Here is a 14,322-nt window from a genome sequence, read left to right as displayed (position 1 = left end):
GCACGCCCCACCTCACTCCTTCCCGGGTTGTCAGAAGGGTGCGGGGGTGTGGGTGGGGGTGTCGGTTTCGGGGTCGGTGGTGAAGTGGATGCGTGAGGTGGGGTGGTCGGTGTAGTGGCGTCCGGTGGGGCTGGTCCATTTCAGGGTGCCGCCGGGTTTCTGGGTCACTGTCCAGGGGGTGTGGTGTTTGAGGGTGTGGTGGCGTCGGCAGAGGTGCGCGAGGTTTGTGGTGGTGGTGGTGCCGCCGTGTTGCCAGTCGATGGTGTGGTCGAGGTCGGTGCGGGTGGCGGGTTGTCGGCATGCGGGGAATCGGCAGTGTTGGTCGCGGATTCGGAGGGTGCGGCGCATCTCGTTTGAGGGTTGGTAGCGGTCGACGGTGAGGACGTCGCCGGTGATCGGGTGGGTGAGGATGCGGTCCCATCCGGGGGCGTGGCCGGCGAGGGTGCGGGCGGTGTCGGGGTGGATGGGGCCGTGTCCGGTGAGGGTGGTGGCGTCGAAGGGGTCTTCGACGGGGGTGCCGAGGAGGCTGAGGACGGGAACGGTGACCTGGACGGTGGCGTGGATCGCGGCCAGTCCGGTGCCGGTGGTGCCGGTGTGGGCGGTGGGGTCTGCGGTGAGGAGCATGTCGGCGAGCAGGTCGGCGCGGATCGCGTCGATCGTGCGCCGGTTGCGGAGGAGTTCTTCCAGGTGCGCTTCGGCCTGTTCCACCGCCGTGCCGCACCCGCTGGTTGGCTCGCCCGGTCCGGTGTCGCGGGTCGTGGCCTTGCGGGTGGCGGTGAGGGTGTCGCGGGCGTGTTGGATGGTGGCGGCGTCGGCGTCGGTGACCTCGTGTGCCATCTGGGTGAGGCGGTTGTGGATGCCGTGGATGAGGACGGCGGATCCGGTGACGGCCAGTTCGGCCATGCCGTCGTCGAGGTCGGTGACCCGCACGTGTCGGAGGGTGTTCGCGGCGGTGTGGCGTTCCTGGATGGTTTCGTCGAGGAACCATTCCGCGCGACGTTTCGCGACCGGCCGCAGCCGTGACGCGGATTCCGCTTCGGCGTAGGGCAGCACGCTGTCCTCGTACTCCGCCCGCAGTTCGGGGCGGGTGATCCGGGCACCGGCATCGACGATGACCCGGGCATGCGCGATCGAGATCTTCCCCGCGGTCAGGGACGCGACCGTGTCGGGGAAGGCCTCGATCATCCGTTCCGCGTCGGCCATCTGTCGTTGCACCGTCCGGTCCGACACCCGCAGCGCCGCGGCCAGTTCCGCCGCGACCGCCCGCCGAGCCAGGTCGGCCTCGGACCGGGTGCCCTCCGCGATGGCCCACTCATCCGCGACCCGCGCCGCTTCCGCGAGAGCGTGCGCTTCCCGCGCATCCAACTCCGCTTTCGCCCGCCGGATCTCCACCAGATCCGCCGTCACCACCGACAGTCGCGCCGCGGCGACATCAGCGTGAACAACAGCTCCTCCGGACATGACTACATCGTCCCACCCACCCCCGACATCACCCCCGGCAGCCGGACCCGACCCGACCTCGACGCGCCGGCCGTAGGCTGGTGCCGCTGTCGGTCGCCGAGAGGACGGTCTGTGCCCACGAGTTCCCCCGAGTCGATGCCCTGGCTCGACTCCTACGCGCCCGGAGTCCCGCACCAGATCGGAGACGTCACCCAGACCCTTCCGGAGATGCTCGCCGAGAGCGTGCGTGCGCACGGGCGCAAGCCCGCCCTGGAGTTCTTCGGTCGGGCCACGAGCTATCGCGCTCTCGGCGACGCGATCGACCGGGCTGCCGAAGGGCTGCGCCGACTCGGGGTCGCGGCGGGTGATCGCGTCGCCCTCATTCTTCCGAACTGCCCCCAGCACGTCGTGGCCTTCTACGCCGTCCTTCGCCTGGGCGCCGTCGTGGTCGAGCACAACCCGCTCTACACGCCCCGCGAGCTGCGTCATCAGTTCGAAGACCACGAGGCGCGCTTCGCCGTCGTGTGGGACAAGCTCTACGACACCGTGGCCGACTTTCCTGCCGACGTCCGTCCGGCGCGCACGGTGAGCGTCGACATGTCTCGCGCGCTGCCGTTGTCGAAGCGGCTGGCCCTTCGTCTGCCCCTCCCCAAAGCACGCAGCGCGCGGGAGAAGCTCACCCGCTCTCCCCGCGCCAAGCGCGTGCACCGGTGGGAGGATCTCCTCGCCCACGGCCGCGTGTCGCCTGCCGTGCCCGGCCCGGGGCTCGACGACATCGCCGTGCTCCAGTACACGAGCGGAACGACGGGGGTCCCCAAGGGGGCCGTTCTCACGCACGCCAACCTTCGCGCCAACGCGATGCAGGGCCGCGCGTGGGTGCCCGGGCTGCGCGACGGCGAGGAGGTCTTCTACGGCGTCCTGCCGCTCTTCCACGCGTACGGGATGACGCTGTGCCTCACGTTCGCGATGAGCATCGGCGCCCGGCTGGTCCTGTTCCCGGCGTTCGACGTGTCGCTGATCACGGAGGCCGCGCGGTCGAGCCCGCCGACGTTCCTGCCGGCGGTTCCCCCGATCTACGACAAGCTCGCCCGCGCCGCCGAACAGGGCGAGGTGGACCTGCGGTCGGTGCGGTTCGCGATCTCCGGTGCGATGGGGCTTCCGGTGCAGACCGTTCGACGATGGGAGCAGGTGACCGGCGGTCTGCTCGTCGAGGGCTACGGGATGACCGAAACCTCCCCCGTCGCGCTCGGCAACCCCATCGGCCCGACCCGTCGACCCGGCACCGTCGGCGTGCCGTTCCCGAGCACCGACATCCGCGTGGTCGACCCCGAGAACCCGAGCGCGGACGTGCCCACGGGGGAGGAGGGCGAGCTGCTCATCCGAGGGCCGCAGGTGTTCCAGGGGTATTGGCGCCGACCGGACGAGACGGCCGAGACCCTCCTGGATGGAGGGTGGGTGCGGACGGGCGACATCGTCTCGGTGGCACCCGACGGCTTCGTGACGATCGTCGATCGGCGGAAGGAACTGATCATCACCGGCGGGTTCAACGTGGCCCCGAGTGAGGTCGAGAACATGCTTCAGCAGCATCCGGATGTCGAGGACGCGGCGGTCATCGCCATGCCCGGCGGGAACGGGGCGGAACAGGTCACCGCGGCCGTCGTGCTGCGGGACGGCGTGGAGCTCGACGCGGAGGGGATCCGCGACTTCTGCCGGACACGGCTTGCTGCCTACAAGGTGCCGCGGCGGGTCGTGCGGATCGACGACCTGCCGCGCTCCCTGATCGGCAAGGTCCTCCGGCGCGAGGTTCGCGCGCAGTTGCTGCGCGACGACGCCTGACCCTCCCTTCACGACCCGCCCGCGCCGTTCTCGACGCGAGGCTCGGCGCGGGCGGTGGCGGTCACATCAGCCGGGTGGACTTCAGCGCGCGGTCCATGCTCTCGTTGACGCCCACGAGTGGCTTCCGCAGGACGAGACCGAGCAGCAGCATCGGGAGGAGGAACGCCAGCAGCCAGCCGAGGGACACCCAGTAATCGGCGTGGTAGATCCCCGCCAGCGCGGCTCGGAAGGCATCGATCGCATGGGTCGCCGGCAGGAAGGGGCTGACGTTCTGGAACCACTCCGGCAGCAGGGCGAGCGGATACGCGCCGCCCGCGCCTGCGACCTGGATGACCAGGATGAACACCGCCAAGGCTTTTCCGGCATCGCTGAACGAGACGACCAACGTGTAGACGATGAAGGTGAACACCAACGATGTCATCCAGCCGGTCAGGAGGAACAGGAACGGATGTACCGGATCCAGGCCGACGAGCAGGATGTTTCCGAGGAACACGAGCGTGCTCTGCGCGAATCCCATCAGCGCGAACAGGGCGTATCGTCCGAGGAAGCGCTGGTTGAGGGAGAGCTCGGGGCCGCCGTCGAACGGACGTGAGGGCGGGTCGACCCGGAGCGTCACGGCCAGCAGCAGGGAACCGACCCAGAGCGACAGGATCGTGTAGAGCGGCGCCATGCCGGCGCCGAAGCTGACGACGGGGTACACCTCGATCCGCTCCAGCCCGATCGGCTGAGCGATCGCGGCCGCGAGGACCGAGGGATTCGCGCCGATGATCTCGCCGATCTGACTGAAGTCACCCGTGTCGATCGCCGTGGACAGGGTGTCGACGACCAGGTCGACGTCATCGGCGGCGGATGCCAGCAGTTCCGCCAGATTGCGGTTGTCTGCCGCGGCGTTCTGCAACACCGTGACGACGTCGTCGACGGACGCGCCGGCGCCCGCGACATCGCCGCCGACCTCGCCCATGGCGACCGCGACCGAGCCCAACGTCGCGGCGAGCTGGTCGAGGGTGGGGCGGAGGTCGTTCGCGTAGACGGCGTTCGCATTCGCGAAGGAGTCGAGCGCCTCGGAGATTCGGGATTCGATGTCCTCGCGGTACCGCTGGACGTCGGCGTTGCCCGAGGTGATCCCGGCGGAGGTCTCCTGCAGGCGGCCGTCGAGAGCTCGTTCCTGCTCGATCGCGCCGTCGAGGATCGTCACCATCTCATCGAAAGCCGGCAGCTCGTCCTCGGGGATGCTCGGACGGACCTCGTCGACGAGCCGCTGGCGCAGGGCCTCCTGGTCCCCGATGAGGGCATCGAGGTCGGCGACCATCGAGTCGATCAGCTCCACGCTCGCCGCGGCGTCGGTGTCGATGCCGGAGAAGATGCGGTCGACATCGGCTTCGAAGCGATCCAACTGCGCCTTGCTCGCCTCGAACGCCGCGGTGAGCGCCTGCGATGCCCGCCCGACGGCGGCTTCGGCCTGCTGCGCGGCCGTCGCCCCCTCCTGCACGGTGCCGGTCGCTGCCGAGAACTGCGAGTCCACCGCGTCCAGGAGGTTCCCCGCACCTTGGGCGAGCGGCACGCTGCCTTCGAGCAGGGCGGTGAACATCTCGGCGGTGCCGGAAGCCGCGCGCAGCTGGACACCGAGATCGCTGATGTGGGCTTCGACGCGGGTGAGCGCCGCCTCGGAGTCCGCGTCGCCGAGGGACGTCGCGAGCCCGGAGACGAGGCTGAGGGCGATGTCGCTGAGCTCTTCGGTGAACTCTGCATTGATCTGCGCGGTCAGGTCGTCCGCGCCCTCGCTGGTGATGACGGGCGCAAGGGGGTTCGACTTGTCGTTGGTGTAGTAGTCGACGTGGGTGCGCTCGGAACCGTCCGTGTAGAACGTCAGCATCTTCTCGCTGAAGTCTTCGGGCAGCACCATGGCGGCGTAGTACTCGCCCGACTCCGTGCCGGCGACGGCGTCTTCCTTGGAGGTGATGATCCAGTCGAGCTGGTCGTTCGCGCGCAGCGCGGATTCGACCATGCTGCCGACGTTGACGTGGAGGGGGATCAACGCGCCGGTGTACCCCTTGTCGACGCTCGCGACGGCGACCTTGAGGTTCTTCGTGTTGTCGAACGGCTCCCAACTGCCGACGACGTTGAACCAGGTGAAGGCGGACGGGATCACCACGAGTCCGCACAGGACGATGACCGACATGACACGACTGGTCGCGCGCCGGAGGTCGCTTCGGAACAGTTCCCAGATGCCGCTCATCGCGTGGCCTCCAGCTCGTTCAGTTGCCGACGCAGCTGGTCGTCGGTCATCTCCCCCACCTCGGTCGAGAGTCTCAGGCTGTAGCGGATGTACTCGAGGGCGATCAACGCGACGAAGACGATGAGGAGCCACAGCACCCAGAGCCCGACGAAGGTCAGCTTCGCCTCGGCGAACACGACTCCGAGCGTGCCGATCAGCAGACTCACGACGATCCCGACGGCGATGATCGCGGTGCGCACCTTGCGGTAGGAGCGCGCGAAGGGGAGCAGACGCCGCTGGAGGCGATCGTTGTACGCCGCCCGGTCCGCCATGGCGAGCAGCACATGGCGAAGCCGGTATCCGCGTCCGGCCGGGGCCTCGCTCTCGTTCGTGAACAGTTCCGTCTCGGCGACCTCCTGCGTGAACAGGCGCGTGAGGTTCGACACGTGCCGGCGCAGGACGAGGCCGAGGAAGAACGCCAGCGCGACGAACAGCAGGAGTGTGCCGAGGTAGCGCCAATACGCGTACCCGGCGAACCCGCTCACGACTTCGCGCATGGCGTCGATCCCGTAGGTGAAGGGGAAGAAGGGGTACAGCGACTGGAAGAACTCGGGCATGAGCTGAATCGGATAGATGCCCGACGCGCCCGGGATCTGCATGATCACGAGGATGACCACGAGGCCCTTGCCGAGGTAACCGAACGTGACCGAGAGGGCGTAGATGATGCTGAGATAGCTGAGCCCGATCACGATCGGCGTGAGGATGAAGGCGGCCGTGTTCACGTGCTGGACGCCGATGACGAGGTTCCCGATGCTGAGGGTGATCGCCTGCGCGACCGCGATCATCGCGAACAGGAGCCAGCGGCCGAGGTACCCCTGGCGCTCGGTGAGGCCGGGGACCTCGTCGTCGTCGACGCCGAGTTTGAGGATCACGACCAGGACGAAGGCCCCGATCCACAGCGACAGGTTGATGAACAACGAGGCCATCTGGGAGCCGTACGAATTCGTGGGGAAGATGGTGACCTGGTCGACGACGACCGGCGTGGCCATGAACTCGGCGATCTGTTCCGGGTTCAGCTGCGTGAGGGACTCCAGCTGCTGCCACAGCGCCGCACCGCCCAGGGCGCGCAGGTCGGCGATGGCGACGCCCATGTCGTCCTCGAGGGAAGCCATGTCGCCGTCGAGGCTCGCCAGGGCGGCCACGGTCTGGTCCAGCTGGTCCGCGAGGGCGGTCACGAGGCCCTCGGCCTCGTCGAGGATGATCCGCTGCGCCTCGACCGCGGCGGCCAGGGAGTCGGTCGCGGCGCTGACCTCGGCGACCCCGGCGAGTGCGGCGGCGGCCGCTTCGGCGACGTCTGCGGAGGCGATGACGTGGCCTGTCGTCGCTTCGCCCGCCACGCGGACCAGGTCGGCCTGCGCCGTGTCGGCGAGGGCTCGAGCGTCTGTCAGGGTCGCCTGCACGTTTCCGAGGGCGACGTCGATCGACGCGAGGCTTCCGACGTCCGAGCGCAGGCCGTCGGCGGCCGAGCCGAGGTCGGTCTCGAGCGTTTCGAGGTGCCCGCGCGTCTGGGAGATGACCGCGGACACCTCTTCGAGGTCGGCGATGATGCGCGCCTCCGTGTCGACGAGGTCGGCTTCGATCTCCGAGCCGCTGGTCTCGATGGCGGTGGCCACGGCGTCGGCCACCTGCTGCGTGAACGCGTCGATCATCTGCGTCTGGACGGTGGTGGCGCCGGTGTCGGTGATCTCCGGTGCGATCCCGTTGAGCTTCTCGTTGACGTAGTACTGCAGCTTCGGCTGGGTGAAGTCGCCCGTGGTGAGGCTCAGCAGGTCTGACGTGAAGGTCTCGGGAACGACGAACGCGGCGTAGCTCTCGCCCCCCTTGATGGAGTCCATCGCCTCGGACTCGGACAGGAACTGCCATCCGAGGTCGTCGTTGTCCTCGAGCTGGGCCACGAGCTGGTCGCCGACGTTCACGTCGCCGGTCAGCTCGCTCGATGCGCCCTTGTCGAGGTTGACGACGGCGATGCTGAGGTTCTTCGTGTTGTCGAAGGGGTCCCAGAAGGCGGAGATGTTGAACCAGGCGTACAACGACGGGGTGATGAGGGCGCCGCCGACGATGACCATCGCGAGCGGGACCTTCACGAGCCGTTTCAGGTCGCGTACGAAGACCCGCCAGATGTTCCGCATACCGAGGCCACGCGTCCTTCCGCTACTCGCCGTGCCCGAGGTCGCGACGCGTCGGGGTCCCGGGCCTGTGCCGCGACCACCGTATCGGGCGCCTCGGTCGCCGCCCGGCGTGGGTCCCGCCGTCATCACCCGCAAAATCACCCGCCCATCACCCGGAACGTCGTTCGCCTCGTGCGAGCGCGGGACCGGCTGCGTCGGAGCGCCGGGTCAGCCGGTCAGACGGGAGCGGAGGTGGGCGAGCTCGGGGGTGGTGAGCCCGCCGTTTCGCAGGTACGACGCGGAACCTCCGAGCGCGTCGACCTTCTCCAGCGCCTCTTCGATGGCGGAGGCGGGTGTCTCGCAGACGAGTGCACGCAGCCGCGGCGTCAGGGGCACGCCCAGGCCGGCGATCATGCCGAGCATGCGATCGGCCCACGGGCCGGCCAGACGCTCCTGGGACGCCGTATAGTCCGCAACCACAGCGGCGCGCTCGACACCGACGGCGTCCAGCAGGAGCGCCGTCGCCACGCCGGTGCGATCCTTACCCGCGGTGCAGTGGATGAGGAGCGCCTCGGCACCCGTCGACGCGGCGAGCCGGCGGGCGATATCGGCGAACACCGTCGCCCCATCGTCGAGCATCCCGCAGTACAGCTCGCCGAGCGTCGGGATCTCATCCAGGGTGGTGGCGGGCGCGGCGGGGTCCATGGCGTCCCGGAGCAGGTCGGATACGGCGCCCTGCAGCAGCGGCGCGTCGATGGAGCGGATGCTCGGCGTCGTCGGCAGTCGATCGGGTGCGGCAGCACGCTCGTCGGGGGTGCGAAGGTCGACGATCTCGCGGATCGGGCTGCGGGAGAGCGCGGTCAGGCCGTCGGCGGTCAGGCCGGAGAGGGCGTCCGACCGGAAGAGGACGGAGGACCTCGTCCTCGATCCATCGACGGTGGGGTAGTCGCCGACATCGCGGACGTTGACCAGGCCGGGGATTTCGATCATGTTCTTCAGCTCCGTGGATGTGAGGGCGTATGCCGAATGAGGAATCAGAGGGACGGTCAGGCGGTCGGGGCCTCGCTGCGGCTCCGACGCAGGCTCGTGGCGAACGCACCGACGTCTCGGCTCACGGCGCCGCCGATCATCATGCCGACGGCGATCGCGATCAAGGACCCGAAGGTCTGCAGGATGGTGGCCGTGGCTCCCGCAGCTCCGGAGGCGGCCTCGCTCACGCCGATGAAGCCCATCGCGCCCGGGACGAGCAGCCAGTAGCTGCAGGTGAGCATGATCGCGGTCGGTGCGCCCGAGCGGATGCGACCGGCGAGGTAGATCAACGGCACGGCGACAGCGGCGCCGATGAACCCGGACAGCTGCGCCCCGACGAGCACGTTTCCCAGCAGCTGCGCCGAGTACGCGGCGACGAGGGCGTAGAGGATCCACAGCAGCGAGCCCCGCGGAGCGGAGGAGAAGAGGTAGTAGCCGAGGCTCACCAGCGCGATGCCGACCCACGGGGCCCACGAGCCGAGCCGGTCGTCGACGGGTGCACTCGCGTGAGGCGCGCCGGCGACGGACAGACCCGCGTACAGGCCGAATGCCAGGAGTCCGAGTCGGGCGATGCCGTAGACGAGTCGACTGGCCCCCGCCATGATCTGTCCGGAGGTCAGTTCGACGGCCGCGATCGTGAGGGTGAGCCCCGGGAGGAACGACACCAGTGAGGGGGCGACGAGCCGCAGCACGTCGTCGTGGACGAGCGGTCGGATGAAGACGGAGACCATCAGAGCGACCACGAACGCCGTCACCACCGGAAGCAGGAGCGAGAGGGTGGTGATCCGGGATCCGACCATGACGATCCCGCCCACGAGGATCCCGAGCAGCACATAGATCGGCAGAGCGGTGAGGGTCGGATTCAGAACCAATCCGAAGCCCACGGTGAGAAGAACGTGCCCGAGCAGTGTCAGGGGCCACCCGAACCTCGGTGTCCCCGACACGACCCGCTCGATTCCGCTGGTGACGTCGGCCGGCGCCGGAGCGCTGTCGAGCGCGCGCCGCAGCAATCGCTCGATCGCGTCGGCCTGGTCCAGTCGCAGGGCGGTGCCGGACGCGGCGAAGACGGCGGTGCGGGGTGACCGGGCTCCGCCGTCTTCGATGAGGATCACGGTCGGCAGGACGAAGACACGCAGATCGTTCCGACCGTAGCGGTGCGCCAGCCTCCGGAGGGTCGACTCGACGTCGTTGGTCGCTCGGGATGAGGCCAGCAGCGCCGGCCCCACGACTCCCAGCATCGCCACGACACCGCTCTCCGGCACGGCGGCGTCGGGGGTGTCGGCTCCGACTCCGGTCAGCGAGCGCAGCGCGTTGCGCCAGGACGTGTTCATGCGATCCTCCGCCTTCCGAAGCGAATTTCTGACCTGGGTTCACTAATCCCTGATCGGGGCAGATTCCGCACCGTCGGTGCCATTTCACGCAAGACAGGCCCCGGTGGTCGGTGTTCCCCCGCGAGATGCATGACTCCATGCGTACCATCCGAGGGAACCGCACCAGCACCTGGCCCCCGCGTACCGGGCCGGGCGCACGAATGCGCGGAGCGGATGCCGATGGGAGGGCCAATCGTGTGCACACGGGTGGTGTGGGCCGATGCCGGTGGGGCCGTCATCGTCGGCCGCAACATGGATTTCCGACGCGATCTGGCCACCAACCTGTGGAAGCTGCCGCGCGGCACCCGGCGCGATGACGGCGTCGACGGTCGCCTGGTCTGGGAATCCGCGTGGGGGTCGGTCGTGGCGACGGCTTTCGACATGGTCTCGGTCGACGGGGTCAATGAAGCGGGACTGGCAGGGCACGTGCTGTGGCTGGCGGAGTCCGACTACGCCTCCGCCGGCGCCGAACAGGGCGCGGTGCGATTGAGCCAGAGCATCTGGATGCAGTACTTCCTGGACAACTTCGCCTCGGTCGCCGAGTCGGTCGCATGGATGCGCCGGGAGCAACCTCGCATCGTCCCGCTGCCGGACCCCCAGACCGGTGAGCCGCCGGCTTTGCATCTCGCACTGAACGATGCGCACGGGGACTCGGCCATCATCGAGTACATCGACGGCGAGATGCGGATCCACCACGGCGCGCAGTACCGGGTCATGACGAACTCGCCGGCCTACGACGAGCAGCTTCGTCTGCTGTCGCAGGTCGCGGGCTTCGGGGGCGAGTCGCCCTTGGGGGGGAGCACCCTGGCGACCGACCGATTCGCCCGCGCGTCGTACTACGTCGACCGGTTGCCCGAACCGCCGACCCGGCTGCATGCGATCGCGTCGATGTTCAGCGTCATGCGCAATGTCGCCCAGCCCTTCCGGATCCCCGACCCCGGGAGGCCGGACGCCTCGCAGACCCTGTGGCAGACCGTCGTCGACCTCACGTCGCTGCGGTACGTCTTCGAGTCGACCACCCGCCCCAACGTCGTCTGGGTCGACCTCGCCGATCTGGACTTCTCCCGGGGCAGTGGCGACCAGGTGCTCGACCTCAACGGCAAGCTGGCGCTCGAAGGCGGGCTCGCCGGGAACGTCGCGGGTGACTTCGAATCCCGAGGGGCGTTGCGCTTCCTCTCCCTGGCCGACATCCCCGCGCCTGTGTCGTGATGTGACGCGCGGCTGAACCGATGAACTTCAACGACCCGGACAGAGCTCGAGATGAGCTGGAGCGCGCGATGCGCTCGGGCTCGCCGCAGGCGATCGTCCGCGCTGCGACGGCGAACATCTGGCCGCTCTACTGTTTTCACCACCGCATGCTGGTCTGTGCGGTCGAGGCGTTGCCGAGCGCGCTGCTCGACCGGCATCCGGCGCTGAAGGTCGTGCACCCGATGACACCGGTGCTGGCGCGAGGTGCGCGACCGTTCAAGCCCCTCGTGTACCAGGACGATGCCCGGTCGATGAGTCCCGACGAGCTCGACCTGCTCACCATGGTGCAGATGATCGCGTTCCGGTTCAGCGGCGACGTCGCGGCAGCCCTCATCTATGCTCGCCGCCTGGAGGAACGCATCCTCAAGGTGCCCACCGAGTCGCGGTCACGAGTCGACGGGCCGCTGTGGTTCTTCCACTTCCAGATCGGCACCACTCTGCTGACGGCAGGCGACACGACCCGCGCCTTGCGGGAATTCGCGACGGCTCGGCAGCTGGCTCCGCTGTGCGGCCAGCCCGGCGCCCGTCGGGTGGCGCTCGCGCGGACGGCCCTGGCGCATGCCGTTCGCGGATCGCGCAAAGAAGCCCTCCGATTCCTCTCCGAGGCCGAGCGGGAGCCCGAGCCGCAGCCAGGTGCCGCTCACGCCGACGCGATCAGGGCGACGGAGGCCGCGGCGACAGCGCTCGTCCAGGTCGAGACCCTTCCCGATGCCGACGTTCTCTTCGACAGCCTCGAGGGGTACGACAGCATCGAGGTGTCGTGGCCGTTCGCGCTCCTCGCGCGGGTGCGGTTCTCGCTCGCCACGCAGCGTCCGCACGACGCGCTGGAAACGCTCATGCTCGCTCGCGATGCACACCCCACGCAGCACGGGTCGTTCGCGGGAGACGTCGTGACCTCGGGGCTTATCGAGGCCTATGTGGCGATGGGCGATCTGGTCGAAGCGCGCGACGCGGCGCGACGCGCCGGCGCACCGGGGATACTGACGCGCCTGGCCGAGGCGCGTCTGCACCTGGCGGAGGGGCGATACGGAAACGCCGTCCACGGTCTCCAGCTCATCCTCGCCGACACCCATCTCGGCCCGGGGGCGCGCGACGAAGCACGCGCACTGCTGGCGTGGGCGGAGTACGCCCGCGACGGTCATCTCGACCCGCTCGTGGCCTCACGGCTGTGCCGTCAGGCCGCCGACATCAGCGCGCGCCGCATGCTCGCGACGGTCCCGCGCCAGCTCGTCGCGCACGTTGCGGAGGTCTCGTCCCCGGATGCGGCGCAGCGGTTCACCGCCGTCGTGAGCGACCTGACACACCCGGAGATGACGGAGAGGCCGAAGCTGACGGCCGGGGAACTCCGTGTCCTCAACGCGCTCCCGCGCCACGAGACGACCGCGGAGATCGCGTCGACGTTCCACGTGTCTCCGAACACCGTCAAGTCCCAGTTGGCCTCGCTGTATCGGAAGCTCGGGTGCGCAAGCCGCGACGAGGCCGTCCGCGTCGCGGCCCGGCTGAACCTCTTGTCCGCCGCATCCGGGCCCGAGTGACCCCGCGGCGGACCGCTGCGGTCACCCCACGCCCGTCGCCCGAGCAGCGCCTGGGCGCCCTCGGGCAGCCCCCGGGCGATGGGTGGGTGATGGGCGGGTGATGAGTGGGGTGTCGCGCCGGATGAAATGGACTGCCGCGGCCCGGAGAGCCCGAGGCGCCGCGGATAGCGTCGGCCCCATGACCGCCCCCGGTGCACACGATTCGACGCGACTGATCATCCGGAACGTCCGCGTCTTCGATGGCGTCGGGGAACGCACACAGGACGACATGGACGTCCTGGTCGAGGGTGCGCATGTCGTCGGTGTCTCCTCGTCGCCCGTGGCAGGGTCCGACGGGGCCATCGAGATCGACGGGCGTGGTCGCGTCCTCATCCCCGGTCTGAGTGATGCCCACGTCCATCTCATGGGCAATGCCAACAGCATGGTCGACTTCCTGCAGGGTCCGACCGGGGCCCTCTACGGCAACACCATCGCCGAGGCCGAGCGGATGCTGCTCCGCGGATTCACCACCGTCCGCGACATGGGCGGCGACACCGCGCCGGTCAAATCGCTCATCGATCGAGGCGTCTTCCGCGGTCCGCGGATCTTCCCGAGCCAGGCCATGATCTCGCAGACGTCGGGCCACGCGGATTTCGCCTTCGTGTACGACACCCCGAAGGAGTTCGGCGGCACGCCCAGCAGGACCGAGGACATCCACTTCACGCGTGTCGCAGACGGTGTGCCGCAGGTCCTCGCCGCCGTCCGCGAGCAGCTGCGACAGGGCGCGAGCCAGATCAAGCTCACCCTCGGCGGTGGCGCCGCGTCGATGTACGACCCGCTCGACACCCTCCAGTACACGCCGGCGGAGATCGCGGCCGCGGTGCAGGCTGCCCAAGACTACGGAACCTACGTCGCGACCCACGTGTACACCCCCGCGGGGATCGCGCGCGCGCTGGCCGCCGGTGTCCGCTCGATCGAACACGGTCACCTCGCCGATGAAGACAGCGTCCGGCGCATCGCCGATGCCGGCGTCTGGCTCTCGATGCAACCCTTCGCGGAAGAGGACCACCACTACCCGGACCCGGTGCGGGCCGAAAAGAACACCCGGATCTGCGAAGGCACCGCGCAGGTGTACGCCTGGGCCAAGCAGTACGGGGCCAAGACCGCCTGGGGGACCGACCTGCTCCTCGAGCCGCAAGCCGCCGCGCGTCAGAGCGAGATGGCTGCGCGCCTCGGAGAGTTCTACAGCAGCGCCGCCGCGCTGCGCATGATGACCTCCGGCAACGCCTCGCTGTTCGAGCTCGCGGGCGAACGCAACACCTACCGCGGTGGCAAACTCGGTGTGATCGCCGAGGGGGCGTGGGCGGACATGATCCTGGTCGACGGCGACCCGCTTGCAGACCTGAGCCTCATCGCCGATCCCGACACCAACTTCAAGGTCATCGTCAAGGGCGGCGAGATCGTGAAGAACCACCTTTGATCCCGATTCCCCGACCCGATTC

The 14,322-nt window shown here is 69.1% G+C and carries 9 protein-coding genes; 4 read left to right on the top strand and 5 right to left on the bottom strand.

Going from position 1 to position 14,322, the window contains the following annotated elements:
- Window positions 1-30: 30 nt before the first annotated feature.
- A complete protein-coding gene (locus tag RZO50_RS02830; protein ID WP_322598183.1) occupies window positions 31-1,461 on the bottom strand; it encodes an HNH endonuclease in 1,431 nt (476 codons plus the stop codon).
- Between the two features lie 111 nt (window positions 1,462-1,572).
- Here RZO50_RS02830 and RZO50_RS02825 point away from each other — a divergent pair, with 111 nt between their 5' ends.
- The gene (locus tag RZO50_RS02825; RefSeq protein ID WP_322598182.1) at window positions 1,573-3,276 is read left to right on the top strand and encodes a long-chain-fatty-acid--CoA ligase; all 1,704 of its coding nucleotides are present in this window, start codon (window positions 1,573-1,575) and stop codon (window positions 3,274-3,276) included.
- Between the two features lie 61 nt (window positions 3,277-3,337).
- Here RZO50_RS02825 and RZO50_RS02820 read toward each other — a convergent pair whose 3' ends face one another.
- The 4 genes from RZO50_RS02820 to RZO50_RS02805 all read right to left on the bottom strand — a co-directional run bounded on the left by RZO50_RS02820 (window position 3,338) and on the right by RZO50_RS02805 (window position 10,019).
- Window positions 3,338-5,512, bottom strand: a complete 2,175-nt coding sequence (locus RZO50_RS02820; RefSeq protein ID WP_322598181.1) for a YhgE/Pip domain-containing protein — start codon at window positions 5,510-5,512, stop codon at window positions 3,338-3,340.
- Window positions 5,509-7,680, bottom strand: coding sequence for a YhgE/Pip domain-containing protein (locus tag RZO50_RS02815; protein ID WP_322598180.1), 2,172 nt, complete (start codon window positions 7,678-7,680; stop codon window positions 5,509-5,511). The genes RZO50_RS02820 and RZO50_RS02815 overlap by 4 nt, the downstream gene beginning before the upstream one ends.
- 207 nt (window positions 7,681-7,887) lie before the next feature.
- Window positions 7,888-8,649, bottom strand: a complete 762-nt coding sequence (locus tag RZO50_RS02810; RefSeq protein ID WP_322598179.1) for a tyrosine-protein phosphatase — start codon at window positions 8,647-8,649, stop codon at window positions 7,888-7,890.
- A gap of 56 nt (window positions 8,650-8,705) precedes the next feature.
- Entirely contained in the window at window positions 8,706-10,019 is a 1,314-nt protein-coding gene (locus tag RZO50_RS02805; protein WP_322598178.1) for a threonine/serine exporter family protein, read from the bottom strand.
- Between the two features lie 219 nt (window positions 10,020-10,238).
- On the opposite strand from RZO50_RS02805, the gene RZO50_RS02800 reads away from it, so the two are divergent.
- The 3 genes from RZO50_RS02800 to RZO50_RS02790 all read left to right on the top strand — a co-directional run bounded on the left by RZO50_RS02800 (window position 10,239) and on the right by RZO50_RS02790 (window position 14,300).
- Window positions 10,239-11,267, top strand: coding sequence for a linear amide C-N hydrolase (locus RZO50_RS02800; RefSeq protein WP_322598177.1), 1,029 nt, complete (start codon window positions 10,239-10,241; stop codon window positions 11,265-11,267).
- Window positions 11,268-11,287: 20 nt separating this feature from the next.
- Window positions 11,288-12,841, top strand: a complete 1,554-nt coding sequence (locus RZO50_RS02795; protein ID WP_322598176.1) for a LuxR C-terminal-related transcriptional regulator — start codon at window positions 11,288-11,290, stop codon at window positions 12,839-12,841.
- Window positions 12,842-13,019: 178 nt separating this feature from the next.
- Window positions 13,020-14,300 carry a metal-dependent hydrolase family protein gene (locus tag RZO50_RS02790; protein WP_322598175.1) on the top strand — a complete coding sequence of 427 codons (1,281 nt, stop codon included), beginning with the start codon at window positions 13,020-13,022 and terminating at the stop codon, window positions 14,298-14,300.
- Window positions 14,301-14,322 lie beyond the last annotated feature (22 nt).

This window comes from Microbacterium xanthum, assembly GCF_034531355.1.
GTDB classification, from domain to species: Bacteria; Actinomycetota; Actinomycetes; order Actinomycetales; family Microbacteriaceae; genus Microbacterium; species Microbacterium xanthum.
The sequence above is the reverse complement of the archived record's forward strand: the minus strand, read 5'-3'. Positions and strand labels throughout refer to the sequence as shown.

Excerpts from the sequence above, each read along its gene's own strand:
- RZO50_RS02830 (WP_322598183.1), bottom strand. The coding sequence starts at position 1,461 with ATGTCCGGAGGAGCTGTTGTTCACGCTGATGTCGCCGCGGCGCGACTG.
- RZO50_RS02820 (WP_322598181.1), bottom strand. The coding sequence starts at position 5,512 with ATGAGCGGCATCTGGGAACTGTTCCGAAGCGACCTCCGGCGCGCGACC.
- RZO50_RS02815 (WP_322598180.1), bottom strand. The coding sequence starts at position 7,680 with ATGCGGAACATCTGGCGGGTCTTCGTACGCGACCTGAAACGGCTCGTG.
- RZO50_RS02810 (WP_322598179.1), bottom strand. The coding sequence starts at position 8,649 with ATGATCGAAATCCCCGGCCTGGTCAACGTCCGCGATGTCGGCGACTAC.
- RZO50_RS02805 (WP_322598178.1), bottom strand. The coding sequence starts at position 10,019 with ATGAACACGTCCTGGCGCAACGCGCTGCGCTCGCTGACCGGAGTCGGA.
- RZO50_RS02800 (WP_322598177.1), top strand. The coding sequence starts at position 10,239 with ATGGGAGGGCCAATCGTGTGCACACGGGTGGTGTGGGCCGATGCCGGT.
- RZO50_RS02795 (WP_322598176.1), top strand. The coding sequence starts at position 11,288 with ATGAACTTCAACGACCCGGACAGAGCTCGAGATGAGCTGGAGCGCGCG.
- RZO50_RS02790 (WP_322598175.1), top strand. The coding sequence starts at position 13,020 with ATGACCGCCCCCGGTGCACACGATTCGACGCGACTGATCATCCGGAAC.